The sequence below is a fragment of the Arthrobacter sp. 08Y14 genome (genome assembly GCF_002929455.1).
GTDB lineage: Bacteria > Actinomycetota > Actinomycetes > Actinomycetales > Micrococcaceae > Arthrobacter_B > Arthrobacter_B sunyaminii.
The window spans coordinates 1,340,378-1,364,910 of the sequence record NZ_PJIX01000001.1; the positions used below are offsets into that span (position 1 = coordinate 1,340,378).

Here is a 24,533-nt window from a genome sequence, read left to right on the forward strand (position 1 = left end):
AAGGGGTGACGCCGGGGAGGAGTTTTAGTGGCGGTCGACGCCGAGGCGGGCCAGGAGCTCGCCGCGCATTCGGGCCAGCTCGGCCGAGGCGCGGTTCCGCGGGCGCGGGCCGGGCACGGTGATGGTGTCCGTAATGGTGGCTCCGGCAACACCGGGCTCCCTGCCCAGGACGATGATGCGGTCTGCCAGCTGGAGGGCTTCATCCACGTCGTGGGTTACCAGCAGCACCGTGGTGGGGGTGGCCCGGTGAACCGAGAGCAGCAGGTCCTGCATCTTCAGCCGGGTCAGGGCATCCAGTGCACCGAACGGTTCATCCAGCAGGAGCACGCCGGGCGTGCGGGCCAGGGCCCGGGCAAGAGAGGCGCGCTGCGCCATGCCGCCGGAAACTGCCCGGGGACGGTGTTTGGCGAATGCGGCCAGTTCCACCAGCTCCAGCAGTTCGGCCACCTTGGCCTTGCCGTTCTTGGCGCTGATGCCCTTGGGCAGGCCCATGGCGATGTTGGCCTGCAGGGTTTGCCAGGGCAGCAGCCGCGGTTCCTGGAACGCGACGGCGCATCGGTCATCAATGCCGCGGACGGGTGTTCCGTTGATCCGGACTTCCCCGGTGGTTGGAGCGTCCAGGCCGGCTGCGGCCCGCAGGAGCGTGGACTTTCCGCAGCCGCTGGAGCCCAGGATGGCCAGGACTTCGCCGGCATGTACGTCAAAGGTGATGTCCCGCAGCACCTGGTGGGTTTCACCGCCCGAGCCGAAAGCGCGGCCAAGGGAGGAAAAGGAAACGGGAAGGGCGGAGCCGGCGGCGCGCGTTTGGGGCGGCGCGGCAGGGGACTGTGAAGCCAGAGCGGTCATGTTAACTCTCCATCGGTCCTGGCAGTAGCACCCTACGGATAACGCCTTGGGCCGGGAGGCCTCCTGCGGTGTTGTCCTCGCTATCGCCGTCCCTCAAGGAGGAGGTACGGCAACCAGGGTTGCTGCGGCTTCACTGATCCAGGTCTCTCAGCCGCTCGGGATGGTCAAGAGCAACTAAACGCGCGATTGCGGAAACCGGCAAGTCCCCCGCGTAATATTTCGACGCCCCGTCAGGAGCGCAGGCTCTGCAGCGCCGGATGCGCCGCCAGTCCGTGTTCGCCGTACAGGGCCCAGACCAGATACGCGATGGCCAGCGGTGCTTCGGGCCCGCCGATCAGGAGGGGCTCATAAGAATAGAACTCCAGTACCAGACTGCAGTTTTCAGGTTCCGGGTAGCAGGCGGAAATCTGCGAATAGGGAAAGCTGAGCCATCTTCCGTTCACCTGGGCAATAATCTTGCGGTCTGTCAGGAACATTTGCGTGTGTTGTTTTTCCCGCCATTGTTGAAGCGATACCGCCTGGGCTGCACGCCGCCGGGAACGATTGGCGAGAGCCGTCAGCCCAACACCTGCAAGGACAAAGGAAGGCCGGCCCCAGAAGAATCCGGACGTGTGAACATAAGTTCCGTTGAGGCCGTAAAAACGCGCATAATCGGCGTTTATGAAAAGGTGAACCGATTCCCCCGGTTCCAGCACAACTCCCCACACCTCTTGGGTTGGAGGGGCCTGCCCCCGGCGAAGCCCGTCCGTCAGAACCCGTGCCGCGGACCACGCTTCGTCATACGTCCGCTGTAAATCGGCCTGAGCCCTCTCGGCTTTATTGAGATGACCTCCGGAGCGGCGGTGGGCGCGGAATGTTCGGTGCCCGTTCTGAATGACCTTTATCAGCAGATAAATGCCCAGGAATATGCATCCGGCGAATAGGGCCAGCACTATGAGGCCCTTGGGGATGACGCCCAACGCGGAAGCGGCCACGGCATTCAGGACAAGCGGACCAAAGAACCAAACCACCGCAATTCCTGCCAAGGGCACTATCCAGCCGACGTGATTCTTCATGGGGGTGACCGTAGCGCTGCACGGGGGCGGGGGAAAGAGAAATTGCCGCTTGTGGACAAGTGCAGCAGGCAGGCCGGCGGATTCATGACCGCAGGTTAACGGCTGCGGTTCACACAGTGTCATGTATTTCCCCTGCCCGTCCGGGTATGCAAATACTGGTGGCGAAGGATCATGAGTCCCAACGAAAAGCTCTGGCTGGTTGGGCGGCAACCCTCTTTCCGTAGCGGGGTGCCCCAGATGAGGATCCGGCCGTGTCGCGTCCGCGAACGGCAAGTACGGCGCCCCAGCGGGTGCGTCCCGTCCCGAAGGATTTCCCTGTGTCCGAATCATCTTCCTCAACACATCAGAACAGCCGGCGGCAGATCCGGTTCAACGCCTTTGACATGAACTGCGTGGGCCATCAGTCTCCGGGACTGTGGCGCCATCCGCAGGACCAGTCCGCGAACTACACGGACCTCCGCTATTGGGCCAACCTGGCCCAAACCTGCGAGCGCGGATTGTTTGACGGCATCTTTATCGCAGACGTCCTGGGCACCTATGACGTGTATGGAAACTCCAACGAGGCCACACTGCGGCAGGGCACCCAGGTGCCGGTGAATGACCCGCTGCTTTTGGTCTCCGCCATGGCACTGGTCACCGAGAACCTCAGCTTCGGCATCACCGCGGGAACAGCCTATGAACACCCCTACCCCTTTGCGCGGCGCCTCTCCACCCTGGACCACCTCACCAACGGCCGGGTTGGCTGGAACGTGGTCACCGGCTACCTGCCCTCGGCGGCCCGCAACATGGGTGCCGAAGACCAGCTTGAGCACGACGAGCGCTACAACCACGCGGATGAATACCTCGAGGTGATCTACAAGCTGCTGGAAGGCTCCTGGGAGGATGACGCCGTCGTCCGGGACAAGGACAGCGGCATCTTCACCGACCCGGCGAAGGTGCATGACATCAACCATGAGGGCAAGTACTTCAAGGTTCCCGGCATCCATATCAGTGAGCCGTCACCGCAGCGCACTCCGGTGATCTTCCAGGCCGGCGCCTCGCCGCGGGGCATTGCCTTTGCGGCCGGCAATGCCGAGGCCGTCTTCGTGGGCGCGCCCACGAAGGAAAAGCTCAGGGCCACGGTCACCCGGATTCGTGATGCCGCCGAAGCTGCCGGCCGGGACCGCCACTCCATCCGGATCTACACGCTGCTGACCATCATCACCGCGGCAACATCAGAGGAAGCCGAAGCCAAGCATTTGGACTACCAGCGGTACGCCAGCGACGAGGGCGCCCTGGCCCTGATGTCCGGCTGGCTCGGCGTGGACCTGTCCACCTACAACCTGGACGAGCCGCTGGGCAATGTGCAGTCCAATGCGATCCAGTCTGCCTCGGACAACTTCCAAAAAGCGAAGGACGACGGCGAACCCTGGACGGTGCGCGACATCGCCGAATCCGCGGGGATCGGCGGGCTGGGTCCGCGGCTGGTGGGCTCGGGGTCCGACGTCGCCGAGGAGCTCATCCGGTGGGTGGAAGAGACCGATGTGGACGGCTTCAACCTGGCCTACGCCATTACCCCGGGTACCTTCGAGGACGTGGTGGAGTTTGTGGTGCCGGAGCTGCAGAAGCGCGGTGCCTACCGGACGGAATATACCCCGGGGACGCTGCGCCACAAGCTCTTCGGTGCCGGTGACAAGCTGCCCGAAAACCACCGCGGCGCGTCCTTCCGTCTGCAGCCGGCAGGGACTCCGGCACGCTGAGGGTTCCGCCGTCCGGCCGGAGGTTTGCGGGGCGGGTTCCGGGCGGGGCCATTGACCGGGGACCGACTGCCTCCTTACGTTTGAAGGGTCCGCGCAGTGAACCCCTTTAGCGAGCAGGAGTCCGCTATGGAACCCTCACCCAGCGCCACCGGCATGGCCCTTTCCGCCGACGGCACCCGCATCGCCTGGTCCCGGCAGGGCGGCGGTCCGCCCCTGGTGATCGTGGATCCGCTGACAGCTGACCGCAACAGTTCCAGTACCCGGGCCCTGGCGCAGCTGCTCTCCGAAAACCACACCGTCTACACGTATGACCGCCGCGGACTGGGTGAAAGCGACGTGGGGGAAGAGTACACGGCCGAGTCCGACGTTGATGACCTGCTGGCAGTGGTGCAGGTGGCCGGCGGAAGGGCTGACCTCTACGGGTTCGCGTCGGGTGCCTTCCTGGCGCTGCGCGCCGCCGAGGAATCCGCCGTCATCACGCGGGTTGTCGCGCTGGAGCCGACCCTGGCCCTGGACGAGGGTGAAGACGAGATGCTGGTGCTGCAGACGGAACTTGAGGGACTCGGCGGTGTGCAGGTGCCCGTGCTGGTGCTGGCAGGGAGCTCCAGCGGCAACGAAACGCAGGATCTGGCCCGGCGGGCCGCCGATGCCCTGGATGAAGGGGAGTTCCAGCTGCTGGAAGGCAACACGGCCAGCGTTCCGGAGACCGCCCTGGCCGATGCCATCGAATCTTTCCTGAGCTGAGGCAGGCAGTCGGGCGTAAGCTGGACCCCAATCCAGGAGCCCACCGAAGGACGGCAGATGCCACACGTCAATAAATCCGCAGTTGTCGAAGCACTTCTGACCAACAAGGGCGCCCGCTGGGCGGTGGTGGGCCTGTCCAACAATCCGCGCCGCACCGCCGTCGGCGTCTCCCGTTACGTCCAGGACCACCTTGGAATGGAAATCATCCCGGTGAGCCTGAAGGGAGACGATGTCCACGGCAACAAGGGCTACCGGCGGCTCAGCGAAATTCCCGGCCAGATCGACGTTGTTGACTGCTTCGTGAATTCCTCCCGTGTCGGGGACATCGTGGATCAGGCCATCGAGGCAGGCGCGAAGGCGGTGTGGCTCCAGCTGGGTGTCATTGACGAGGCGGCGGCGCAGCGGGCGGCCGACGCCGGGCTGGACGTGGTCATGGATACCTGTCCCGTCATCGAAGCTCCCCGGTTCGGTCTCTGACCCGTTACAGCTTGGCGAACCGGGCGCGCAGGATCCCGGTGTACAACCCGTAACAGATCATTCCCGCGCCCACGGCTCCCAGCGCCAGCACGCCGAAGGGCTGCTCGCGCAGGGCGTGGAGTGCGCCGTCGAGCCCGGTGGACTTCTCCGGGTCGGCCGTGAAAGCGGCCACCATCACCAGGATGCCCAGAATAGCCAGGGACACTCCCTTGGCGACAAAGCCCAGCGTGCCGGTAATGGTGACGGCGCGGTCCCAGATGCCCGCCGGAATCGCCGTCAAATCCTTGCGGAAACGTCCGGTGGCGCCCTTGAAAATGAAGTAGCCTCCGACCACGACGATGCCAAGTCCCACGAGACCGAGCAGGACGGCGCCCGCCGGCTGCGCCATCAGCTTGGCGCTCCAGCCTGCGGAACTCTCGCCGCTGTCCGTGCCGCCGCCCAGGGCAACGGTGCCGAAGGATACGCCGATGGCACCGTAGGTGATGGCCTGGGTGGCCGCGGAGCCTCGCACTTTCCAGGCGTCTTTGCCCTGCCGCCCGCGGCCGTCCAGCCAGACGCGCGATGCCTGAAACAGCGCGAGGGCGAGGCAGCCCAGGAAACAGATCCAGAGCAGAACCAGTCCGCCGGGCTGGGCAGCCAGGGCAGAGACGGCGCCGGAGGAATCCGCGCTGCCGCCGCTGCCGGCCGCAATCTGCAGGGCGATCACGCCGATCAGCAGGTGCAGCACTCCGCTGGCGACGTATCCCATGCGCGCGGCCCGTTCAAACCCCTTCGAATCCGCAGCTTTCTCCGCGGCCGAAGCGAGCCGGTCCCCATGTCCTGTTCCAGCCAAAACTGTCCTCCGTTAGGTGGGCACACGTGTGGGTGCGCGCCGGGTTGATGAGTTGTCCGCCCTCCATCCTGTCACTTGTGGCGCGGCCGCGGGGCGGCGGACTACGCTCGGATGATGGACGCGGCAGAGGTAAGGCGGTTGTGCCTGGGCTTCCCGGGCGCTTACGAGGACTTCCCTTTTGGTCCGGAATCGTCTGTGTTCAAGGTCCAGGCAACCGGTGGCAAGGCGAAAATGTTTGCCCTGTGTGCGCTGGGCGGTCTTCCGCTGACGATCAGCCTGAAGTGTGAGCCGGAGTTGGCCCGGCAGCTGCGGGCCGCACATCCGCAAATCAACGGTGCCTGGCACATGAACAAGACCCACTGGAATTCCGTGGTGCTGGATGACGGACTGGAGGACGGGCTGGTGCGCGATTTGGTGGAGGATTCCTATGATCTGGTGGTGGCCTCCCTTCCGGCACGGGACCGCGAGTCGCTGGCCTGGAAAGGGCTGGCGGGTGGATGAGCCGGGATCTGAGCTATGCGGAAAGCGGCTACACCCGCCGGCCCTTTCCGCAGCCGCTGACCGACCGGTGGCCTGAAGGCTACCGGCTGGTGCTGCGCCGGGAGAGTTTTGACATTCCGGATCCGGCGGCCGGGTACCTGCGGCTGGCCAACGGAATCCTGAACTGGGATTTGCACCGGAGAAGCGGGCTGCGGGTGGCGCCGGGTACGCCGCGTGCGGCGCCGGGAGTGGAAATGGCCTCAGGGATCGGCGCGGGACCGCTGCGCTACTATGCTCCCTGCCGGGTTTTGTGGGCTGATGAGCCCGCAGTGGACGACGACGGCGCCCCGGTTCCGGGGCAGCGGGCCGGCTTCGGCTACGGAACCCTTCGCGGGCATCCGGAACGGGGCGAAGAGGGTTTCTACGCTGAACTGGACGGCGACGGAAAGCTCATCTTCCGCATCGCTGCCTACAGCCGCCCCGCCAACAAGGTGATAGCTGCCGGAGACTTCGCCAACCGCGGAGTGCAGGCCTTCATCACCCGGCGCTACTTGGCCGCGGCCTCCGGGCTGGCTGCCGGGAGCTGATCGCGGAGCAGGGCAAAGGCGAGGCCCAAACCGGGAATCTCCAACGGGATGAAACCTGCGGTGAGCAGAAGTTCCTGGGAGGCAGTGTTCTCCTCGTCCGTGTGGGCAAGGACCCTTGAAACCGTGGGGTCGTCCAGAGCCAGCCGGGCGAGCGAAATCAGTGCCTCAGTGGCATAGCCCCGCTTCCGGCGGGAAGGGACCACGCTGTAGCTCACTTCCACGTCGCCGTCTTCGGGCAGCAGGAGGAAGCCGATGCTTCCCACCACCTCGCCCGTCTCCCGCTCGCGGATCAGCCGTGTCGCCAGCGCATTGGCAGCGGTGTGAAGGCCCTGTTCGAATAACTGCCGGGCGGCGTCGAGGTCGGTGGGCTGGGGAAAGTCCTCTGCCCAGTCGGGCAGGCGGGACTGGCCGATGAGGGCATCCATCTCCGCAGCGGAAACGGCGTCCAGATTCAGCCGGTCGGTGATGACGCCGGAGGCCGGTGCCGAACGTTCGGGGGTAAGGGTCACAGCATAATTGTGCACGTCAGGCAGGCCTGGCTCACAGTCGGGAAAAGAGATCTTCCCCACATCGTAATAGAGGGCGGCAGGCGCGGCCCCGGACGGGACAAGCACCTGCCGCCCTCAGCGGACGGAGAGGAGGTTAGCCGAAATGCTTCGGCAGGGTTCCCTCGTGGGCTTCCTTCAACTCGGCCAGTGGCAGCGAGAAGTGGCCCTGGAAGTCCAGCGCCTCAATCTCGGTGTCCACCACGCCAATGCGCATGTGCGCATAGCCGCGGGCGGAGCACATGTCCTTGAACCGGACCTCTTCACTGCGGGCCACGGACACCAGGGCGCGGGACTGGGACTCGGAGAACAGCATCGTGAACAGGTCCACGCCGTCGCGCTCGCACACCTCGTCCAGACCGATTCGCGCGCCCACGCCAAACCGCAGCGCCATTTCGGACAGGGCCGCTGCGAGACCGCCTTCGGAGAGGTCATGCGCGGCGTCGATCATGCCGTCGCGGGAGGCGTTGACCAGCAGCTCGCCGAGCAGCTTTTCCGTCTTCAGGTCCACCGCGGGCGGCTGTCCGCCCAGGTGGCCGCGCAGGTTGGCGAATTCTGAGCCGTCCAGCTCGTCCTTCGTGACGCCCATCAGGTAGATGGCCTGACCGTCTTCGCGCCAGCCCGACGGCGTGCGGCGGGCGACGTCGTCGAACACGCCCAGCACACCCACCACGGGGGTGGGGTGGATGGCAACGCCGCCGGTCTGGTTGTACAGGGAGACGTTGCCGCCGGTGACCGGGATGCCCAGTTCCTGACAGCCGTCGGCCAGGCCGCGGACGGCCTCGGCGAACTGCCACATGACCTCGGGATCCTCGGGGGAGCCGAAGTTCAGGCAGTCGGTGACCGCCAGCGGGGTGGCCCCGGAGGTGGCCACGTTGCGGTAGGACTCGGCCAGGGCCAGACGCGCACCCTCATAAGGGTTGAGGTAGGTGTAACGGCCGTTGGCGTCGGTGGAAATGGCCACGCCCAAACCGGTTGTCTCATCCACGCGGATGACGCCGGCGTCGTCGGGCATTGCCAGTGCGGTGTTGCCCTGGACGTAGCGGTCAAACTGGTTGGTGACCCAGGACTTGTCGCACATGTTGGGGGAAGCCATCAGCTCCAGGATGGACGCCTTGATGGCCTCGGCGCCGAACGGGCGGGTGCCGGCAAACGCGTCGGCCTGCACCTTGTCCTGCCATTCGGGGCGGTGGAAGGGGCGGTGGTACACCGGGCCCTCGTGCGCCACGGTCTTGGGATCGACGTCGACGATCGTTTCGCCGTCCCAGTCGATGATCAGCCGGCCGGTGCCGGTGACCTCGCCGAGCCAGGAGTACTCCACGTTCCACTTGTCCATGATGGCCTCGAACGCCTCAACGTTCTCCGGCGTGACCACGGCCATCATGCGTTCCTGCGACTCTGACATCAGGATTTCGCCCGGGGTCAGGGTGGGATCGCGCAGCAGCACGTTGGTCAGCTCCACGTGCATGCCGCCGTCGCCGTTGGAAGCCAGTTCCGACGTCGCGCAGGAGATGCCGGCCGCACCCAGGTCCTGGATGCCCTCCACCACGGAAGCCTTGAACAGTTCCAGGCAGCACTCGATGAGGACCTTTTCCGCGAACGGATCGCCCACCTGCACGGCGGGGCGCTTGGACGGTTTGGTGGCGTCGAAGGACTCGGAGGCCAGCACGGACGCTCCGCCGATGCCGTCGCCGCCGGTGCGCGCACCGAAAAGGACCACCTTGTTGCCGGTGCCGGAGGCGTTGGCCAGGCGGATGTCCTCGTGGCGCATGACGCCCACGGCCAGCGCGTTGACCAGCGGGTTGCCCTGGTACACGGAGTCAAAGACCACTTCGCCGCCGATGTTCGGCAGGCCCAGGGAGTTGCCGTAGCCGCCGATGCCGGAGACGATGCCGTGCACCAGCCGGGCGGTGTCGGGATGGTCGATGGCGCCGAAGCGCAGCGGGTCCATCACGGCCACCGGGCGGGCGCCCATGGAAATGATGTCGCGGACAATGCCGCCAACGCCGGTCGCGGCGCCCTGGTAGGGCTCCACGAAGGAGGGGTGGTTGTGGGATTCCACCTTGAAGGTCACGGCCCAGCCCTCGCCGATGTCCACGACGCCGGCGTTCTCGCCGATGCCCACCAGCAGGTGCTCCTTCATCTTCTCGGTGACCTTTTCACCGAACTGTTTCAGGTGCACCTTGGAGGACTTGTAGGAGCAGTGCTCGGACCACATGACCGAGTACATGGCCAGTTCCGCCGCGGTGGGGCGGCGGCCCAGGATTTCCACAACGCGGTTGTATTCGTCTTCCTTCAGGCCGAGTTCAGCCCAGGGAAGGTCGGTGTCCGGGGTGGCGGCGGCGTGCTCGACGGTGTCGATGCGGAATTTCTTCGCTCCGGCGGGGGAGTCTGCGGAAACTGTCATTTATTTGCCTCCGGCAACAAGCGAGGTGAGAACTGAGGTGAAGATGCCCAGGCCGTCGGTGCCGTAGCCCAGCCCGACCTCGCCGTAGGCGGAGGAATCCGGGCCGAAGCCGGCCTCTACCGCGTGTTCGGGGTGCGGCATGAGTCCAACGACGTTGCCGGCGGCGTTGGTGATGCCGGCAATGTTCCGGCGGGAGCCGTTGGGGTTGGCGCCGTCGTAGCGGAACACCACGCGGCCTTCACCCTCGAGCTCGTCCAGCGTCTTTTCATCAGCGACGTACTGGCCGTCCTGGTTTTTCAGGGGAATGACCATGCCGGAGTTTTTCTCGTAGGAACCGGTCCAGGCCGTGGTGTTGTTTTCCACGCGCAGCAGCTGGTCCGCGCAGGAGAACTTGAGGTGGTTGTTCTTGATCATGGAGCCGGGCAGCAGATGTGCCTCGGTGAGGATCTGGAAGCCGTTGCAGATGCCCAGCACGGGCATGCCGCCCTTTGAGGCATCCACCACATTGTCCATCAGCGGCGCAAAGCGGGCAATGGCCCCGGCTCGGAGGTAGTCCCCGTAGGAGAAACCGCCGGGAATGATGACGGCGTCCACGGACTGCAGGTTCGCTTCGTTGTGCCAGAGGCCGACGGCGGTGCCGCCGGCGAGCGTTACCGCACGGGCGGCGTCGCGGTCGTCCAGGGTGCCGGGGAAGGTGACAATGCCAATCCGAACGGCCCGCAGGGCATCGTTTTCGGGGGCGACTGAAAAGTCGCCGATCAGGGGAGTGCTCAAAATCAGGCCTCCGGGATTACTTCAACGCGGGTGACGTCTTCAATAACGGGGTTGGACAGCAGCGTGGCGGCTGCCGTGCGTGCCTGCTCGAGGACTTCTTCAGTCACGTCGCCGTCCACGGTCAGTTCGAAGCGCTTGCCCTGGCGGACACCGGTAAATCCGGTCAGGCCCAGGCGCGGGAGGGCGCCGGCGATGGCCTTGCCCTGCGGATCGAGGATTTCGGGTTTGGGCATAACGTCAACAACGATCCGGGGCATCCGGGCAACTCCTGTAAGAGAAAATGGGTGGCCGCGGACCCTGCCGTCTCACGCTGATTCAGCGCTCCGCGAGCTTGCACTGTCCAGTCTAGCGGCGTTTTCCGTGCCCGTCCTTTCGTGTCTTTCGGGGGTCCGGAACGGCCCCTTCGGCGGGGCCGCTAGTGGTCCAGCAGCCGCTGCACGAATTGGCGGGTGCGCTCCTGCTTGGGGGCCGCAAGAACCTCCGAGGGCGGCCCCTCCTCCACGACAACGCCCCCGTCCATGAAGATGACGCGGTCCGCCACATCCCGTGCGAAGCGAAGCTCGTGCGTGACAAGGAGCATCGTCCAGCCCTCGGCTGCGAGTTCACGAATGGCCTCGAGGACCTCACCCACGAGTTCGGGATCCAGTGCGGAGGTTGGCTCGTCGAAAAGCAGCAGGCGCGGCTTGAGGGCGAGTGCCCGGGCTATGCCCACCCGCTGCTGCTGGCCGCCGGAGAGCTGATAGGGATAAGAGCCGCTCTTGTCTGCAAGCCCAACGCGTTCCAGCAGGGCCAGCGCATCTGCGGAGGCTTCCTCCCGGGGGCGCCGCTGCACCCGAACCGGCCCCTCCATCACGTTTTCCAGGACCGTGCGGTGCGGAAACAGGTTGTAGTGCTGGAAAACCATGGCGCTGTGTTCCCGCAATCCGGACACCGTGCGGCGCGGAGGTTTGCTGCCGAAGTCCACTGCGTCCCCTTCGGCAAACTGCACCGTCCCCGAGTCAGGTACCTCCAGGCCATTGAGGCAGCGCAGGACGGTGGTTTTGCCTGATCCGCTGGGCCCAATCAGTGCAACCACTTGGCCGCGGCGGATGTCCAGGTCAATTCCCTTGAGCACTTCCACCGGGCCGAAGCGTTTGTGGAGGCCGCGGACGGCAAGGACGTCGGACCCGGCCGGGTTCTCATTTGGCGACATGGCGGTCCAGCCTCCTTTCAAGGGCTGATTGTCCCGTGGACAGGACAAGGCAGATCATCCAATAGATGAAGGCGGCCTCAATGTAGAGGGCCATAAACTCCCGGCTGAAGGCCGCTATTTCCTGTGCCTGCCGGAAGAGCTCGGTGACGAGGATCAGCGAGGCGAGGGAAGTGTCCTTGACCAGGCTGATGAAGGTGTTCGAGAGTGGCGGCACCGATACCCGTGCCGCCTGGGGGAGGATCACGCGGATGAGTGTCTGCGCGGGGGACATCCGAATGGTGTACGCCGCTTCCCACTGGCCGCGCGGGACGGAGAGGATGGCGGCCCGGATGACTTCTGCCGCATACCCGCCCACGTTGAGGGAGAAAGCGATGACGGCGCTGGGCCATGGGGGAACCAGTACTCCGATGGAAGGCAGCCCGTAAAAGATGACAAAGAGCTGGACCAGCAGCGGCGTGCCCCGGACAACGGACACGTAGGCACGGGCAATGCCGGAGAGGATCCGCACCTTGGACAGGCGCATCAGGGCAACGCCGAGCGCAATGGCCAGACCCAGGATAAAGGAAATCAGTGCCAGCGGGATGGTGCCCTTCACCGCTCCTTCCAGCATCGGCAGGAAGGAGCGTAGGACAAGGTCCCAGGTCGACTCATCCACGGGTGGACCTACTCGGAGACGTTCTCGCCGAAGTACTTCTCCGAAATCTCGGCGAGCGTTCCGTCAGCGCGCAATTCGGACAGCGCTTCGTTCACGGCGTCGCGCAGTTCAGTGTTGCCCTTCGCGAAAGCGAAGGCCGAAAGCGCGGGATCATCGGTTTCGGCGGCGATCTCCAGCGGGGCGTCGGGGGTCTGCTGCATGTAGTCCAGATAGGTGAGCTTGTCATTGACCGTCGCGTCAACGCGTCCCTGCTCCAGCAGGGCCACTGCCTGGGCCCAGCCCTCCACGGCTTCGACTTTTGCCCCGTTTTCCTGCGCCAGCGCGTACCAGTTACTGGTGAGGGACTGCGCGGTGGTCTTGTCCTTCAGATCCGCAAAGGAGCTGATGGACGATTCACCGGCGGGTACCACAATGACCCCCGGGCTCACGGTGTAGGGATCGGAGAACTCGTATGATTCCTCGCGCCCGGGGTTGATGGACACCTGATTGGCGATCATGGCAAAACGGTTGGCCTCCAGCCCGGCAAAGATGGCGTCCCACTGCGTTTCTTCGAACTTCACGTCAAGGCCGAGTTTATCCGCTACGGCCTCGGTGATTTCGATGTCATATCCGGTCAGGTCACCCGAACCGTCAGTGTGGAAGCTGAACGGACGGTAGGTGCCTTCCGTGCCAACCACTATGGTGCCGGCTTCCTGAATGGCCTCAAGTCCGGTGGGAGCGGTGGCGGCGTCTTCAGCCCCGCTTGATCCGCAGGCAGCAAGCGTCAGGGTCCCGGTGGCCAGTGCGAGTGCTGCGAGGGTCTTGTGGATGCGCATGAGTCTCCTAGGGGTGTGGCAGACACACTACGCACTGGCGGCGGGATCTGCACGCAGCTTGTTACGTTGCGTGTAGATCCCGCCGCTGGCCCGGTTAGGCCGGCACGCTGATCTGGAACCCGCAGCGGCACCGCAGCACTGTGGTGTCCAGCTGGACCTCGGGAACGGGAGTGCCGTCCGGGTCGGTGAAGACGGGTTCAAAAATGGACGCTACGGCACTGTCCTTGGGCTGCATCGGCTCTCCGCAGTGCAGATACTGTGCGGCGGTGCTGTCCGATTTCAGTTGCCGTGCGCGCACGGACGAGTGCCGCACCGGATGGCCATAAAAGCTGTCGCATTCCGAGCAGGTGTAGCTGATTTCCAGGAACTCCGCTGCATCATCGCCAACGGCCGGTTCCACGGATTCAATAATGAGGTAGTCATCCGTTCCGCACTGGGTACACCAGGGAACGTAGGGTTCAGGCGCAGGGTCTGCTTCGCCTTCGGGTCGTGCCTGCGTTGACATTTGTGCCTCCAGATATGGTCCGGGCGGAAGACCTCCGGCCGGATCGGATACTAAGCATGCTTAATGATTTTACGTAGCGAAGGGGTGGGGAACAAGTCTTCGAAGGCAGGCGGATGGAAGATGAGCTGCGTCACGGCCGCTAGAGTGGGTGCGTGAAAGCTCTGACCGTGAAGCCTGCCGTGATGCGCCGGTTCATCAATCTTTGGCCGCCCTTTGTTTTTTCCGGCATTCACATCACGCATCTGGGCGCTGATTCGCTGTCCGCAGAGGTGCGGCTGCGGTTGCACTGGTGGAACCGCAATGTAGCGGGGGTGCATTTTGGCGGGTCGCTTTTTGCCATGACGGATCCCTTTTGGATGATGCTTCTGCTGCGTCATCTGGGCGCGGACCACGTGGTGTGGGACCGGGCGGCGGAAATCGATTTCATCAAGCCCGGCCGCGGCGAGGTCACGGCCCGCTTTGTCCTGGCGCCGGCCGACGTGGAGCGCCTCAGGAAGCTGGCTGCCGGCGGGGACAAGGTCCTGGAGTGGTTCTCCGTGGACGTGGTGGATGCCGACGGCGGTGTGGTGGCGCGGGTGCGCAAGCAGGTCTACGTCCGCCGCAAGCAGGAGCGGAACAAGACAGTAGCTGGCTAACCGAACGCTCGGGCCGGCCGCTACAGATTTCCCTCCGCCGGGCCGAGCAGGGCGGTAAGGCTCTCCCACCGGCCGATTTCACAGCCGTCCCGCAGCGAGAAGGTGCGGTCCACGGCTTCGCCGTTCACAGTGCCGGTGACATGGGCGCGCTGCTGCCCCTTAATGATCTGGGTGCACATCAGATTCGCGTCCGGGGCGGCAAACAGTGCGCTTCCCTGGTCCGCCAGCCCTGCGCAGGCCGCTGCCGGATCCGGTGCATCGGAGCTGCCCACGGGGGTGGCGCCGTCGCACTGCAATGTCCAGGTTGCGCTGGTGGTCTCTCCGTTCTCCCGGTACTCCACGGTCAGTGAGGTCCCGGCTGATGATGCATCCGGCGCTGCTGTTCCGGAGACTGACGGGGATGCTGATGGGGAAGCAGAGGAAGATGCGGAGGGAGCGGCAGACGAGGAATCGGCTGACGGTGCGCCGGCGGAGTCGCCGCACGCCGACAGGGCGAGGGTGGCAACACCAAGGACCAGCAGTCCTCGAAGGGGACGGAACATGGGTGAGACCTCCGGGTAGGGTGGCCCCAGCCTAGCCAATTCCGCCGGTTTGGTCCGCATCTGCTGCAGCACGCGCCTGAGCCAGGAAATACGGTCCCTGGCCGGGATAGTAGTCACCGAACTCCGGGACCGTGGCGCCTCCGCGGACAGCAGCCAGCCGGTCCAGATAGTATTCCCAGCCGGGACCCACGCCTTCCGCAGCCAGCGGATCGTCCAGATGATGAATGAAATCCAACCGGGTTCCGCCGGAGTGGCCCTGGAAACGGATCTCCAGATCCCAGCTGCCGTACTCGTCCTCCACCAGCAGGCGAAGCAGTTCAGGGGCGGTGCATTCGGAGACCTGCAGCCGGCTCCACGGCAGTCCATCCTCATAGAGCATCTGAAGATCCAGCCATGATCCCCGGGCGGGGGTGCCCTGCCAGCGTCCAAACCAGGAGGCTGTTTGGGTGGAATCCGTGAAACTGGTCCAGACGGCGTCCGGTGGTTCCGAAAACAACCGGGAAAAAGTCAGGTCGTAGGATTCCGGTCCGGTGCGGGTGATCCTGCCGGTGGGTTGTGGCTCCATAGCTGCTCCTGAAGGGGTTCCAGCAGGCCAAGGATGCGGGCCCGCAGCAGTTGTGATTCTTCACTGAACTGTCGCTGGGCGGCAGCATATTCACTCCGGCCGCCCGGGGTTTCCACGCGGATTGGAGAGTAGCCCCAATCCTGCAAATCGTAGGGGGAGGCCTGCATGTCCATGGCTCGAATGCGCCAGGACAGTTCAAAGCAGTCCATGACCAGTTCACTCGGCAGCAGCGGCACCAGCTTGTAGGCCCATTTGTAGAGGTCCATGTTGGCGTGCAGGCAGCCGGGCTGCTCCAGGTCAACCTGGTTTTCGCGGGTGGGCCGGAGTTCATTCAGGGGTACCGCCTGCGGTGCGTAGAAACGGAACGCATCGAAGTGGGTGCACCGGATCTTGCTGCGCTCCACGAGCTCGTCAGTTCCCTGCGCACCCAGGCGGAGCTGCAGGTATTCATGCCTGATGCCGTTGGTGTCCGACTTGTAGGCCATCGCCCACTCATGCATGCCGAAGCAGCCCAGTGTTGCCTTCCGTGCGGCAGTGCGGGCAAGCAGCCTGGCCGTGAAGGCAGTGGCGTCTCCCCGCGCCGCCGCAAAGGCGGGCAGGTCCACGGTCACCCCCGTCGTGCCGGCGCCGAGTCCCGCCGCTGCAAGTTCCGGCTCGCTGAGGGGGCGGTAAAACTTCCAGTCTTTGCGCTCGCCGGCCGCCGTCCCGGCCAGGACGACGCCGGCTCCCGGATGCCAGCGCAGCAGCTGTCCGGGCTTCTGGGAGTAGTAGGTAAAGAGGAAATCTTCCACGGGGTGTTTTTGGCCCGCCGACCGGCGGGACAGGAATCCCTCCACGAAGGGCTGCACGCGCTCCCGGTGCTGCTGAACCAGCGGCAGCCACTGATCCTCTCGGAGGACGGCGGAGAAAGCGGAAGAAGTCACGCAATCATTATCCCGCTCCCGCTCCCCGCTGTGGGGCACGGTGCCGTTGCTGCGGCCCCTGGGGCCCGAATCAGTTCTGATCCGCTGCCACTGCCAACTGTGCGGACTCAATCAGACGCCGCATGGCTTCATTCAGTTCCTGCACCTGGTCCCGGGTCAGATTCAGCCGTTCCAGCATGGTGCCCGGGACCTCAGCGGCCTTCCCCCGAAGGGAACGTCCGGCTTCCGTCAGCTCCACGGCCAGGGATCGGTCATCTTCCGGTGCACGGTTGCGCGTGATGAGCCCGGCCGCCTCCAGGCGCTTGAGCATCGGCGACAGGGTGGCCGGCTCCATGGCCAGGGCCGCACCGAGGCTGCGGACGCTTCGCGGGCTCTGCTCCCAGAGGGCAAGCATGACCAGATACTGCGGATGGGTGAGGCCGAGTTTTTCCAGCACGGGTTTGTAGGCACCGACAACACTTCGGGAGGCCACGGACAGGGCAAAGCACAGCTGATGTTCCAGCAGGAGGTCCTCATCAACCCGGCTCATGTCCTCATCCCTTCTTGAAATCATTAGTGCACTAATGATTAGCGTACTATGGGCTGCAGGCAAGGAAGTTGTGAAAGGTGCAGGACATGGCTGACAAAGAGAGCTTTACCTCAAAATTCATGCGGACAACCGGCAAGGTCCGGTTGATTTTCGGTCCTGCCCAGACCAGTGCCCTGGACCATCCCATGACGGATGAAAACCAGCAGCTGCTGAAGGAACAGCAGGCCCAGGAAAAGGCTCTTTGGGAAACGGTTACGCGCGCCGACGGCAGCAGTTACATCGTTTCCCGCAAGCCTGAGTAGCAACTTCGAGAAAACCCGATACCGACGTTTGCGTATTCGACCCGTACCACCGCGGTGAGCGCGTACGGTTGATTAACCCGGAACCCAGGCCACCTGCGTCTGGATGGACTTCCGGCCTCAACCGCACAAGGAACTTTCCATGAGCGCTGAAATCCCTCCCCGGCCTGCACCCTTCGCCCACGGCGCCGGGATGGCGGGTCGGGTGGCCCGCCTGGTCTCCGTCTTCTACGGAGATGCTGAACGCGATCGCGTAACCGAACCCGTCGGGCATCTGCATGACGATCTGGAAAATGAGATCGACGACCAGCTACGGTCCATCCGAGTGGAAACGGATGCAGACGGCAGGCACTACGCCCTCCGGGTTACCGACCCGGCGGAACCTGAGCCGCCGGGACTGCCCCTGTCCTACCGGAACTATTCGCTTCGTCCGCCGCTGCCTCCGAACGCCTAAACAGCCGTTCTAGCGGCCGGTGCCGCCGTACACGGTGGCCTCGGCGTCGCCGTCGAGCCCGAATGCAGCATGGACGGCGCGGACAGCCGTGTCCAGAAGCGCGGCGTCAGTGACAACCGAGATGCGGATCTCCGACGTGGAGATCATGTCGATGTTCACCCCGGCCAGATGCAGTGCTTCGAAGAACTTGTGCGAGACACCCGGGTTGGAACGCATGCCGGCGCCGATCAGGGACAGCTTGCCGATCTGCTCGTTGTAGTCGATGCTGTCGAAGCCCACCTCCGCCTTGGCCGCGTTTAGGGCTGCCATGGCGGCCTGGCCGTCAACGATCGGCAGGGTGAAGGAGATATCCGTCTTTCCCGAGCCCTGGGTGGAGACGTTCTGCACGATCATGTCGATGTTCGTGTTGGCACCGGCCACGATGCCGAAGATCTCTGCCGCCTTGCCGGGGATGTCCGGCACGCCCACCACGGTGAGCTTGGCTTCGGAGCGGTCATGTGCGACGCCGGAAATGATGGGCTGTTCCAAGGGTTCTCCCTCTTGAATCTTGATCTTGTCATCGGGGCTGGGCAGGACCCAGGTTCCCTCGTGCTGGCTGAAGGAGGAGCGCACATGCAGCGGAACGCCAAAACGGCGGGCGTACTCCACGCAGCGCAGGTGCAGGATCTTGGCTCCGGACGCCGCCATTTCCAGCATTTCCTCGCTGGAGATGGTGTCAATCTTCTGAGCGGTGGGTGCCACGCGGGGATCCGCTGTGTAAATGCCGTCCACGTCGGTGTAGATCTCGCAAACGTCGGCGCCCAGCGCGGCGGCCAGCGCGACGGCGGTGGTGTCCGAACCGCCGCGGCCCAGCGTGGTGATGTCGTGGCTGTCCCGGCTCATGCCCTGGAACCCGGCGACAATTGCGACGTCGCCCTTCTCGATGGCCGTCTTGATCCGGTGCGGCGAAACGTCGATGATGCGGGCCTTGCCGTGGATGGCATCGGTGATCATGCCGGCCTGGCTGCCGGTGAAGGATTGGGCGGATCCGCCGCGTTCGTTGATGGCCATGGCCAGCAGCGCCATGGAAATACGTTCACCGGCGCTCAGCAGCATGTCCATCTCGCGGGCGTTTCCGCCGGAGGTAATCTGCGCGGCCAAATCCAGCAGCTCATCGGTGCTGTCACCCATGGCGGAAACCACCACCACCACCTCGTTGCCGGCGGCGTGAGTGTCCACCACCCGCTTGGCAACGCGCTTGATGCCTTCGGCGTCCGACACGGAGGAACCGCCGAATTTCTGAACTATCAGGCTCATGCGTACACGCTCTCTGAATCACTTCCGGTTTGCTGCCCGGCGACGTCCTCGGCGCGGTGCATCTGATGTCATCCCCGGCAGTCCAGGGAAGCCGGGCCACGGATACTGTGGCCAATCATCAAAAGTCTAGCGTTGCGGCCTGAACCGGCCGAAATAGAGGGGACATATGCACTTAATGTCACGTCCGGGCAGGTCCGGGCAGGTCCGGGGGCTGCCCGGATGCTTCCGAGGTGCAGGCGGGACTCGGAGAACCGGCTAGGACATGCTGCGCCGGCCCTCGAAGGCCCGGCCCAGCGTAATTTCGTCGGCGTATTCCAGGTCCCCGCCCACCGGCAGGCCGGAAGCCAGCCGCGTGACGTTGATGCCCAGCGTCTTGAGCATGCGGGACAGGTAGGTGGCCGTCGCTTCACCCTCGAGGTTGGGGTCCGTGGCGATGATGATTTCGGAGATCTGCTCGTCCGAGAGCCGGCTGAGGAGCTCACGGATGCGAAGCTGGTCCGGTCCAATCCCGGCAATGGGATTAATGGCGCCGCCCAGCACGTGGTACCGGCCGCGGAAGGACCGGGTGCGTTCCACCGCAATGACGTCCTTGGACTCTTCAACCACGCAGATCATGGTCGGGTCCCGGCGGCTGTCGCGGCAGATGGCACACGTTTCCTGCTCGGTGACGTTGCCGCAGATACTGCAGAACTTCACTTTGTCCTTGACCGTGACGATGGAGGACGCCAGTTTCCGCATATCCTCCGGATCAGCTTCCAGAATGTGGAAGGCAATGCGCTGGGCGGATTTGGGGCCAATCCCCGGAAGCCGTCCCAGCTCATCAATCAGTTCCTGAACTGCGCCTTCGTACACGTGACCTTCTCTGCTGGATTGGTGCGCCGCCGCAAGGGCTGCGTTGGTGCTGCCGGTACCGGACGATCCCGCCGGCAAGCCGGCGGGATTACATCGTCAGTCAGACGGCGGAAAATGCAGGTTACCGGCCGTCGAGGCTGCGTTCTTCGATCAATCGGCCGCCCAAGATCCGCTCGATGGCTTTCCTGCCCACCAGCCCGGAATCTTCAAGCCGGATGTCATCCGCGCTGGGGATGTCTTCCACCAAGTTTACTGCGCTGCGCCCGGCGGAGGGGTTTGCCGAACCGCTGCGCGCGGCAGCTTCATTGAGCAGTTTTTGATACCGGCTCAGCGGCCGCCCGTCGTTGCCCGGCCCGTGCGCGGCGGTGGGAGGCACCGCAGCGGAAGGGGTCGACCGCTGTACCTGCGGCTGCGCCGGCGCGCTTGCAGCCGACGACGACGCCGGACCCGATCCTGCCGGAGCCGATGCTGCCTGGGCCGCTGGAGACGGGGCGCCCTGGGCTGCCTGTGTTCCACCCTGCTGTGTCCCTGACCGAGCCGGAACCGCGGCCGAGGGTGACGTCGTGTTGCCGCCGCTTCCCGGGCCACCGGGTGCACTGCCCGCTGTTCGGGCCGGTGACGACCCTGCGCCGGCCCAATTAGTGGCAGCCCATTCGCTGTCGGACAGAGTGCCGGACGAGTACACGTCAACGGGCGGTTCGGCCTGCTCCCAGGCGTTGCTTTCCGGGCCGCCGGCATACGGATCCTCCGGCGGCTCCTGCTGCCAGTCATCCGGCAGCGGGCCGGGTTCGACGGCAGTGCTTCGGCCGCCGCGGCCCGGGAACCGTGAAGACGACGAGGACTGCTGTCCTGAACCCGGCTGTGCTGAACCCTGTTGTCCTGAACCCTGCTGGGGGCCGGAACCTTGCTGGGGGCTTTGCCCGCGGCGACGGTTCAGGGCAGCGGCAGCCGCGGGACCGGATGCAACGGCCGAGGAGCCGTGGGCGCGCTGTGGCTGCGCTGACGGTCCTGAGGCGTCGGGACGCGCCGAGCCGTTGAGCTGTTCCGGGCTGACGGACGGTGCCGGGCTGACGGACGGTGCCGGGCTGCTGGACGGTATCGAGCTGCTGGGCGGCGCCGGGCGATCGGAACTGACCTGGGCAGCCGGAGCTGCGGCGCGTGCGGGGGGATTTACGGAAACCGCCGGCGCCGACGAGACAGCCGGAGCCTGTGCCGAATGGCTGGCGGGTTGCTGGGACGGAGCCTGGACCTGAGCGGGAGCCGGCGCCGGGGTTAACCGGCTACCTGCTTTTGGGCCCGACTCACCCGCCGAACTGTCATGCACCACATTGACCTGGCAATCCACTCCAAGGACCTGGCTGACCGCCTTCCGGAGGTTCTCCAGGTGGTCCGGGCGGTTGAAGTTTGTGGCGGCGCCCTGATTACTGAACGCCAGCTGCAGGATTCGCCCGTCGAAGGACTTGGGGCTGGCGTTCTTGCTGACATTGAGCCACGTGGCGCGGCGGATTCCCGTGAGGGCATCCATGATTTCAGGCCACGCGCGGCGGATCATTTCGATCTGGCCGCCCGAAGCATCACCGGCACCGCCCGTCTGCTGCGCGGCAGGAGCCGGGGATGACGTTGCAGGAGCCGGGGTTGCCGGCGCGGCAGGAACTGGAGCAGATGAGCCGGGAGCTGATACTGCCCAAGAGTCCTGTGCCGTCGAAGGTGCCCGCCGATGATCCGGTTCCGCAGTCGCGGAAGCGGCCGGACCGGCAGCCGTGGCCGGAGGAGTTGCGCCCTGCGGTTCCGGTGCGGTTGCCCACGTTCCGCCCCAGTCCAGGGGAGAACTGTCCGCAGCACCTGTTGAACCCGAAGTCTCGGCAGTGCTCGAAGACGCGGCGGCAGCTGCCGGCACGGCGTCCGGCCGGGATTCAGCCGGCACAGCGGGTGCATCCGCAACCACGGCGGGAGTTTCCGGTGCCGCCGTCGGGCGTGCCGCCGGGATGGATTCAACCGGCGACGAGGCAGCTGCCGCGCGGCCTACGGCCTCGGTGCTGTCACCGGCGTAGCTCAGGCGCCGTTCAATGCGGTCCACCCGCGCTGCCGTGCCGCGCTCGGTCTGGTCCGATGCCGGCAGCAGGATGCGTGCGCACAAAAGCTCCAGATGCAGCCGCGGGGAAGTGGCACCGGTCATTTCCGTCAGCGCCGTGTTGGTGATGTCCGCGGCGCGGGAGAGCTCGGCGCCGCCGAGCTGGGTCGCCTGCGTGCTCATCCGGCTGATCTGGTCTTCGGGCATGCCGCGCAGCACCGCGGCGGCACTGTCCGGCATGGCGTGCACAATGATCAGGTCGCGGAAGCGTTCCAGCAGGTCCTCGACGAAGCGCCGGGGATCCTGTCCGGTCTGGATAACCCGGTCCACCGCGCGGAAAACGGTGGCGGCGTCGCCGGCAGCGAAGGCGTCCACGACGTCGTCGAGCAGTGAGATGGGTGTGTAGCCCAGGAGGTTGACGGCCAGTTCATAGTCCAGCCCGGACTCTCCGGCGCCGGCCATCAGCTGATCCAGCACCGAAAGCGAGTCGCGGACGGAGCCGCCGCCGGCCCTGATGACCAGGGAGAGGACGCCGGGGGCAACCGGAACGTTTTCCTGCTGGCAGAGCTTGTCCAGGTACGCCAGGAGCGGTTCAGGCGGAACCAGGCGGAACGGATAGTGGTGGGTGCGGGACCGGATGGTGCCAATGACCTTGTCCGGTTCCGTGGTGGCGAAGATGAACTTGATGTGCTCCGGCGGCTCTTCCACGATCTTGAGCAGCGCGTTGAAGCCGGCGGACGTCACCATGTGGGCTTCGTCAATGATGAAGATCTTGTAGCGGTCGCGGACCGGGGCAAAGGTGGCGCGTTCGCGCAGGTCGCGGGCGTCGTCGACACCGCCGTGGCTGGCGGCGTCAATCTCGATGACATCGAGGCTGCCGGAGCCGTTGCGGGCCAGCTCAACGCAGCTGTCGCACTTGCCGCAGGGGACCGGCGTCGGGCCCTCGGCGCAGTTCAGGCAGCGCGCAAGGATGCGGGCGGACGTGGTTTTGCCGCAGCCTCGGGGGCCGGAGAAGAGATAGGCGTGATTAACACGGTTTTTGGAGAGCGCCGCCATCAGCGGTTCAGTGACGTGCTCCTGCCCGATCACATCCGCGAAGCTCTCGGGACGGTAGCGGCGGTAAAGGGCTGTACTCACAGATAGAACCCTATCGGTTGGCACTGACGGTTTGCATCCCGGCACCTGGGGCGGGGAAAACCTGTTGGTCCTGAAAAAATTAAAGACCCCCCATGCACCTGCCAGAGCCCGCTTACCCTTGCTACCTTCCGGTCCTGGGGGAGTTCACAGGATGACACCACATGAGGGGCCGCGAACAAGTCTACCCGATTTTTCGAGTGCTTATGCGGCGGCCGGTTCCAGGAGGTTCTGCCTGCCCTTCGGGGCCCTTGTTTGCCCCTGAACGCGCCCTGTATTTAGGAGACACCCAGGATTTAGGAGACACGCAGAATAGGAGAGCCGCAGAGGAGGCGGATCCGGGGTCAGAGCGGTGTCCTTATGTAGCGGTACATGTCCTTCCATTGCGTCCCCACCTTCTGCCAGGAGGGCAGCAGTGCATCCCTTCTGTAGCCGGCCCGTTCCGCCGTACGCCAGGACCCCTCATTCCATGGCTCTATATACAGGTGGATTCGGCGCATGTTCGCCTCCGTCAGGGCCCACTCCGTCAGCAGGCCCAGTGCGGCACCCGCATAACCCTGTTTTCGGTGGTTCGGACCAATCCAATATCCGATGGTGTCCGGGTTGCTGGTCCGGCGGGAGGATTGCCCCGGCCACAAGCCGATCTGGCCCACGGCAGCATCGGAGGAGGCATTGGCAATGGCAAAGGACCAGCCGGATCCGCTGTTCAGCCGCTGATGCTGGCGTTCTATGAATGCCAGGGCTTCGCAGGGGCCGGAGGTAGAGGGAACGGAGGTAATGAGGGGAATCAGGGGATCCCGGGACGCAGATTGGATGAGTCCGACGTCGGCGGCTGTGAAAGCACGCAGCGTCACCCGGGTGCCGGCAGTGTGGGAGGCGGTTGTGAGAGCAGGGAGTTCGAGCGGGATGCTCAGTGCCCGTTTACGGGATGACGGCATGGCGTTCCCTCCTTTTGCTCCTCGGCCCAAGGGGCCGTTGCTTGGACAACTTCCTGTCCACTTATCCGTAGCTGCACTGTGTACCCAACCTGCGCCGTGTTCCCAACCTGCGCTGTGTCCCCAACCTGCACCGTGTCCCTATCTATAGTGTGTCCGCTACCTATCCTGCAGGGCCCCGGAGTCAGCGGGATCTTTCGGGCTCTTCCCCCCGCACTCCGTTGTCCGTTTGGGGCGGGAGGGGAGGCGGCCTAGGGACGGTTTAGGGCCGATTTGCGGGCGGGTCAAAACCTGTGTAAAGTCTTCTAAGTCGCCGCGGCCGGGAGTTGGAAAACATCCCGAGCATGGCGGCCAAACCCCACCAAAAACTTCCTGGTGATCCATCCTGCGCCTTCCGGCCCGGGAGCGGAAAGCCGGGGCTTTTGCGCGGGGTCAGCCGGACAAAACGAAGCAGTCTTCGGGAATTACCCCGAATTGCCAAATACGGTCCGGATGAAATAGAATAAAGAAACACTGCAGCGAAGAGAAAAGAAAAACATTGTTTGTTTTTCCGAGTATTTCGGATGCATCTGTTGTTTGAGAACTCAATAGTGTGCCAAGTTTATTGATACCAATTATTTTAATTGGTTGAACTGGTTGTTTCCG

At 64.7% G+C, this 24,533-nt stretch carries 28 protein-coding genes, 1 other RNA gene and 1 riboswitch; of the genes, 8 read left to right on the top strand and 21 right to left on the bottom strand.

The genetic code is table 11. The features are described from left to right. Nucleotides 1-24: 24 nt before the first annotated feature. On the bottom strand, nt 25-846 hold the full coding sequence (locus CXR03_RS06460) for an ABC transporter ATP-binding protein (RefSeq protein ID WP_104102680.1): 822 nt from the start codon (nt 844-846) through the stop codon (nt 25-27). Between the two features lie 230 nt (nt 847-1,076). Beyond that, a complete protein-coding gene (locus CXR03_RS06465; protein WP_181034506.1) occupies nt 1,077-2,111 on the bottom strand; it encodes a hypothetical protein in 1,035 nt (344 codons plus the stop codon). Continuing rightward, nucleotides 2,069-2,183: riboswitch (SAM riboswitch) on the top strand. It overlaps the preceding gene by 43 nt. A gap of 35 nt (nt 2,184-2,218) precedes the next feature. Here CXR03_RS06465 and CXR03_RS06470 point away from each other — a divergent pair. The 3 genes from CXR03_RS06470 to CXR03_RS06480 all read left to right on the top strand — a co-directional run bounded on the left by CXR03_RS06470 (nt 2,219) and on the right by CXR03_RS06480 (nt 4,861). Further along, the gene (locus CXR03_RS06470; protein WP_258073514.1) at nt 2,219-3,640 is read left to right on the top strand and encodes an LLM class flavin-dependent oxidoreductase; all 1,422 of its coding nucleotides are present in this window, start codon (nt 2,219-2,221) and stop codon (nt 3,638-3,640) included. A gap of 126 nt (nt 3,641-3,766) precedes the next feature. Beyond that, nucleotides 3,767-4,384, top strand: coding sequence for an alpha/beta fold hydrolase (locus tag CXR03_RS06475; protein WP_104102683.1), 618 nt, complete (start codon nt 3,767-3,769; stop codon nt 4,382-4,384). 57 nt (nt 4,385-4,441) lie between these two features. Then, nucleotides 4,442-4,861, top strand: a complete 420-nt coding sequence (locus CXR03_RS06480; RefSeq protein ID WP_104102684.1) for a CoA-binding protein — start codon at nt 4,442-4,444, stop codon at nt 4,859-4,861. A gap of 4 nt (nt 4,862-4,865) precedes the next feature. Here CXR03_RS06480 and CXR03_RS06485 read toward each other — a convergent pair whose 3' ends face one another. Further along, the gene (locus tag CXR03_RS06485) at nt 4,866-5,693 is read right to left on the bottom strand and encodes a DUF1206 domain-containing protein (protein ID WP_258073515.1); all 828 of its coding nucleotides are present in this window, start codon (nt 5,691-5,693) and stop codon (nt 4,866-4,868) included. Between the two features lie 114 nt (nt 5,694-5,807). Here CXR03_RS06485 and CXR03_RS06490 point away from each other — a divergent pair, with 114 nt between their 5' ends. Both CXR03_RS06490 and CXR03_RS06495 read left to right on the top strand, forming a co-directional pair. After that, nucleotides 5,808-6,194 carry an MmcQ/YjbR family DNA-binding protein gene (locus tag CXR03_RS06490; RefSeq protein WP_104102888.1) on the top strand — a complete coding sequence of 129 codons (387 nt, stop codon included), beginning with the start codon at nt 5,808-5,810 and terminating at the stop codon, nt 6,192-6,194. Further along, on the top strand, nt 6,191-6,760 hold the full coding sequence (locus CXR03_RS06495; RefSeq protein WP_104102686.1) for a DUF1990 family protein: 570 nt from the start codon (nt 6,191-6,193) through the stop codon (nt 6,758-6,760). Before CXR03_RS06490 ends, CXR03_RS06495 begins: the two co-directional genes overlap by 4 nt. Here the strand turns inward: CXR03_RS06495 and CXR03_RS06500 are convergent. The 8 genes from CXR03_RS06500 to CXR03_RS06535 form a co-directional block, all read right to left on the bottom strand. Beyond that, entirely contained in the window at nt 6,721-7,269 is a 549-nt protein-coding gene (locus tag CXR03_RS06500) for a GNAT family N-acetyltransferase (RefSeq protein ID WP_146070465.1), read from the bottom strand. The two genes, CXR03_RS06495 and CXR03_RS06500, sit on opposite strands and share 40 nt — an antisense overlap. A gap of 133 nt (nt 7,270-7,402) precedes the next feature. Next, the gene (gene purL / locus CXR03_RS06505) at nt 7,403-9,712 is read right to left on the bottom strand and encodes a phosphoribosylformylglycinamidine synthase subunit PurL (RefSeq protein ID WP_104102689.1); all 2,310 of its coding nucleotides are present in this window, start codon (nt 9,710-9,712) and stop codon (nt 7,403-7,405) included. After that, entirely contained in the window at nt 9,713-10,474 is a 762-nt protein-coding gene (gene purQ / locus CXR03_RS06510; protein ID WP_258073538.1) for a phosphoribosylformylglycinamidine synthase subunit PurQ, read from the bottom strand. It lies immediately after the preceding gene. A gap of 14 nt (nt 10,475-10,488) precedes the next feature. After that, nucleotides 10,489-10,743: a phosphoribosylformylglycinamidine synthase subunit PurS gene (gene purS / locus CXR03_RS06515; RefSeq protein WP_104053637.1), complete on the bottom strand. Its 255-nt coding sequence runs from the start codon at nt 10,741-10,743 to the stop codon at nt 10,489-10,491. 158 nt (nt 10,744-10,901) lie between these two features. Beyond that, nucleotides 10,902-11,678 carry an amino acid ABC transporter ATP-binding protein gene (locus CXR03_RS06520; RefSeq protein WP_104102692.1) on the bottom strand — a complete coding sequence of 259 codons (777 nt, stop codon included), beginning with the start codon at nt 11,676-11,678 and terminating at the stop codon, nt 10,902-10,904. Beyond that, nucleotides 11,665-12,288, bottom strand: a complete 624-nt coding sequence (locus tag CXR03_RS06525) for an amino acid ABC transporter permease (protein ID WP_104102890.1) — start codon at nt 12,286-12,288, stop codon at nt 11,665-11,667. The genes CXR03_RS06520 and CXR03_RS06525 overlap by 14 nt, the downstream gene beginning before the upstream one ends. Before the next feature lie 53 nt (nt 12,289-12,341). Then, nucleotides 12,342-13,148: an amino acid ABC transporter substrate-binding protein gene (locus CXR03_RS06530; protein ID WP_104102693.1), complete on the bottom strand. Its 807-nt coding sequence runs from the start codon at nt 13,146-13,148 to the stop codon at nt 12,342-12,344. Between the two features lie 94 nt (nt 13,149-13,242). Next, nucleotides 13,243-13,653: a hypothetical protein gene (locus CXR03_RS06535; protein WP_258073516.1), complete on the bottom strand. Its 411-nt coding sequence runs from the start codon at nt 13,651-13,653 to the stop codon at nt 13,243-13,245. A gap of 152 nt (nt 13,654-13,805) precedes the next feature. Between CXR03_RS06535 and CXR03_RS06540 the strand changes: the two genes are divergently transcribed. Then, nucleotides 13,806-14,288, top strand: a complete 483-nt coding sequence (locus tag CXR03_RS06540; RefSeq protein ID WP_237688641.1) for a DUF4442 domain-containing protein — start codon at nt 13,806-13,808, stop codon at nt 14,286-14,288. A gap of 20 nt (nt 14,289-14,308) precedes the next feature. Here CXR03_RS06540 and CXR03_RS06545 read toward each other — a convergent pair whose 3' ends face one another. The 4 genes from CXR03_RS06545 to CXR03_RS06560 form a co-directional block, all read right to left on the bottom strand. Next, nucleotides 14,309-14,830 carry a hypothetical protein gene (locus CXR03_RS06545; RefSeq protein WP_104102695.1) on the bottom strand — a complete coding sequence of 174 codons (522 nt, stop codon included), beginning with the start codon at nt 14,828-14,830 and terminating at the stop codon, nt 14,309-14,311. A 31-nt stretch (nt 14,831-14,861) separates the two neighbouring features. Next, nucleotides 14,862-15,395, bottom strand: coding sequence for an SRPBCC domain-containing protein (locus CXR03_RS06550; RefSeq protein WP_104102696.1), 534 nt, complete (start codon nt 15,393-15,395; stop codon nt 14,862-14,864). Further along, nucleotides 15,338-16,318, bottom strand: coding sequence for a 3-methyladenine DNA glycosylase (locus CXR03_RS06555; protein WP_104102698.1), 981 nt, complete (start codon nt 16,316-16,318; stop codon nt 15,338-15,340). The genes CXR03_RS06550 and CXR03_RS06555 overlap by 58 nt, the downstream gene beginning before the upstream one ends. A gap of 70 nt (nt 16,319-16,388) precedes the next feature. Next, nucleotides 16,389-16,847 carry a MarR family winged helix-turn-helix transcriptional regulator gene (locus CXR03_RS06560; protein ID WP_258073517.1) on the bottom strand — a complete coding sequence of 153 codons (459 nt, stop codon included), beginning with the start codon at nt 16,845-16,847 and terminating at the stop codon, nt 16,389-16,391. Between the two features lie 86 nt (nt 16,848-16,933). On the opposite strand from CXR03_RS06560, the gene CXR03_RS06565 reads away from it, so the two are divergent. Beyond that, nucleotides 16,934-17,149, top strand: coding sequence for a hypothetical protein (locus CXR03_RS06565; protein ID WP_104102893.1), 216 nt, complete (start codon nt 16,934-16,936; stop codon nt 17,147-17,149). A gap of 139 nt (nt 17,150-17,288) precedes the next feature. Next, on the top strand, nt 17,289-17,600 hold the full coding sequence (locus tag CXR03_RS06570) for a hypothetical protein (protein ID WP_104102701.1): 312 nt from the start codon (nt 17,289-17,291) through the stop codon (nt 17,598-17,600). 9 nt (nt 17,601-17,609) lie between these two features. On the opposite strand, the gene CXR03_RS06575 is transcribed toward CXR03_RS06570, so the two are convergent. The 6 genes from CXR03_RS06575 to CXR03_RS18445 all read right to left on the bottom strand — a co-directional run. Then, the gene (locus CXR03_RS06575; RefSeq protein ID WP_104102702.1) at nt 17,610-18,896 is read right to left on the bottom strand and encodes an aspartate kinase; all 1,287 of its coding nucleotides are present in this window, start codon (nt 18,894-18,896) and stop codon (nt 17,610-17,612) included. Between the two features lie 255 nt (nt 18,897-19,151). After that, nucleotides 19,152-19,748, bottom strand: a complete 597-nt coding sequence (gene recR / locus CXR03_RS06580) for a recombination mediator RecR (RefSeq protein ID WP_104053647.1) — start codon at nt 19,746-19,748, stop codon at nt 19,152-19,154. A 121-nt stretch (nt 19,749-19,869) separates the two neighbouring features. After that, a complete protein-coding gene (locus tag CXR03_RS06585; protein WP_104102704.1) occupies nt 19,870-22,956 on the bottom strand; it encodes a DNA polymerase III subunit gamma and tau in 3,087 nt (1,028 codons plus the stop codon). 78 nt (nt 22,957-23,034) lie between these two features. After that, nucleotides 23,035-23,130: signal recognition particle sRNA small type (gene ffs / locus CXR03_RS06590), an RNA gene on the bottom strand. A gap of 167 nt (nt 23,131-23,297) precedes the next feature. Next, a complete protein-coding gene (locus tag CXR03_RS06595) occupies nt 23,298-23,891 on the bottom strand; it encodes a GNAT family N-acetyltransferase (RefSeq protein WP_104102705.1) in 594 nt (197 codons plus the stop codon). 429 nt (nt 23,892-24,320) lie between these two features. Then, nucleotides 24,321-24,533: hypothetical protein (locus CXR03_RS18445; protein WP_219816196.1), on the bottom strand; the 213-nt coding region annotated here is incomplete at its 5' end.

Excerpts from the sequence above, each read along its gene's own strand:
- CXR03_RS06460 (WP_104102680.1), bottom strand. The coding sequence starts at position 846 with ATGACCGCTCTGGCTTCACAGTCCCCTGCCGCGCCGCCCCAAACGCGC.
- CXR03_RS06475 (WP_104102683.1), top strand. The coding sequence starts at position 3,767 with ATGGAACCCTCACCCAGCGCCACCGGCATGGCCCTTTCCGCCGACGGC.
- CXR03_RS06480 (WP_104102684.1), top strand. The coding sequence starts at position 4,442 with ATGCCACACGTCAATAAATCCGCAGTTGTCGAAGCACTTCTGACCAAC.
- CXR03_RS06490 (WP_104102888.1), top strand. The coding sequence starts at position 5,808 with ATGGACGCGGCAGAGGTAAGGCGGTTGTGCCTGGGCTTCCCGGGCGCT.
- CXR03_RS06495 (WP_104102686.1), top strand. The coding sequence starts at position 6,191 with ATGAGCCGGGATCTGAGCTATGCGGAAAGCGGCTACACCCGCCGGCCC.
- purL (WP_104102689.1), bottom strand. The coding sequence starts at position 9,712 with ATGACAGTTTCCGCAGACTCCCCCGCCGGAGCGAAGAAATTCCGCATC.
- purS (WP_104053637.1), bottom strand. The coding sequence starts at position 10,743 with ATGCCCCGGATCGTTGTTGACGTTATGCCCAAACCCGAAATCCTCGAT.
- CXR03_RS06520 (WP_104102692.1), bottom strand. The coding sequence starts at position 11,678 with ATGTCGCCAAATGAGAACCCGGCCGGGTCCGACGTCCTTGCCGTCCGC.
- CXR03_RS06525 (WP_104102890.1), bottom strand. The coding sequence starts at position 12,288 with ATGCTGGAAGGAGCGGTGAAGGGCACCATCCCGCTGGCACTGATTTCC.
- CXR03_RS06530 (WP_104102693.1), bottom strand. The coding sequence starts at position 13,148 with ATGCGCATCCACAAGACCCTCGCAGCACTCGCACTGGCCACCGGGACC.
- CXR03_RS06535 (WP_258073516.1), bottom strand. The coding sequence starts at position 13,653 with ATGTCAACGCAGGCACGACCCGAAGGCGAAGCAGACCCTGCGCCTGAA.
- CXR03_RS06545 (WP_104102695.1), bottom strand. The coding sequence starts at position 14,830 with ATGTTCCGTCCCCTTCGAGGACTGCTGGTCCTTGGTGTTGCCACCCTC.
- CXR03_RS06550 (WP_104102696.1), bottom strand. The coding sequence starts at position 15,395 with ATGGAGCCACAACCCACCGGCAGGATCACCCGCACCGGACCGGAATCC.
- CXR03_RS06560 (WP_258073517.1), bottom strand. The coding sequence starts at position 16,847 with ATGAGCCGGGTTGATGAGGACCTCCTGCTGGAACATCAGCTGTGCTTT.
- CXR03_RS06565 (WP_104102893.1), top strand. The coding sequence starts at position 16,934 with ATGGCTGACAAAGAGAGCTTTACCTCAAAATTCATGCGGACAACCGGC.
- CXR03_RS06570 (WP_104102701.1), top strand. The coding sequence starts at position 17,289 with ATGAGCGCTGAAATCCCTCCCCGGCCTGCACCCTTCGCCCACGGCGCC.
- CXR03_RS06575 (WP_104102702.1), bottom strand. The coding sequence starts at position 18,896 with ATGAGCCTGATAGTTCAGAAATTCGGCGGTTCCTCCGTGTCGGACGCC.
- CXR03_RS06595 (WP_104102705.1), bottom strand. The coding sequence starts at position 23,891 with ATGCCGTCATCCCGTAAACGGGCACTGAGCATCCCGCTCGAACTCCCT.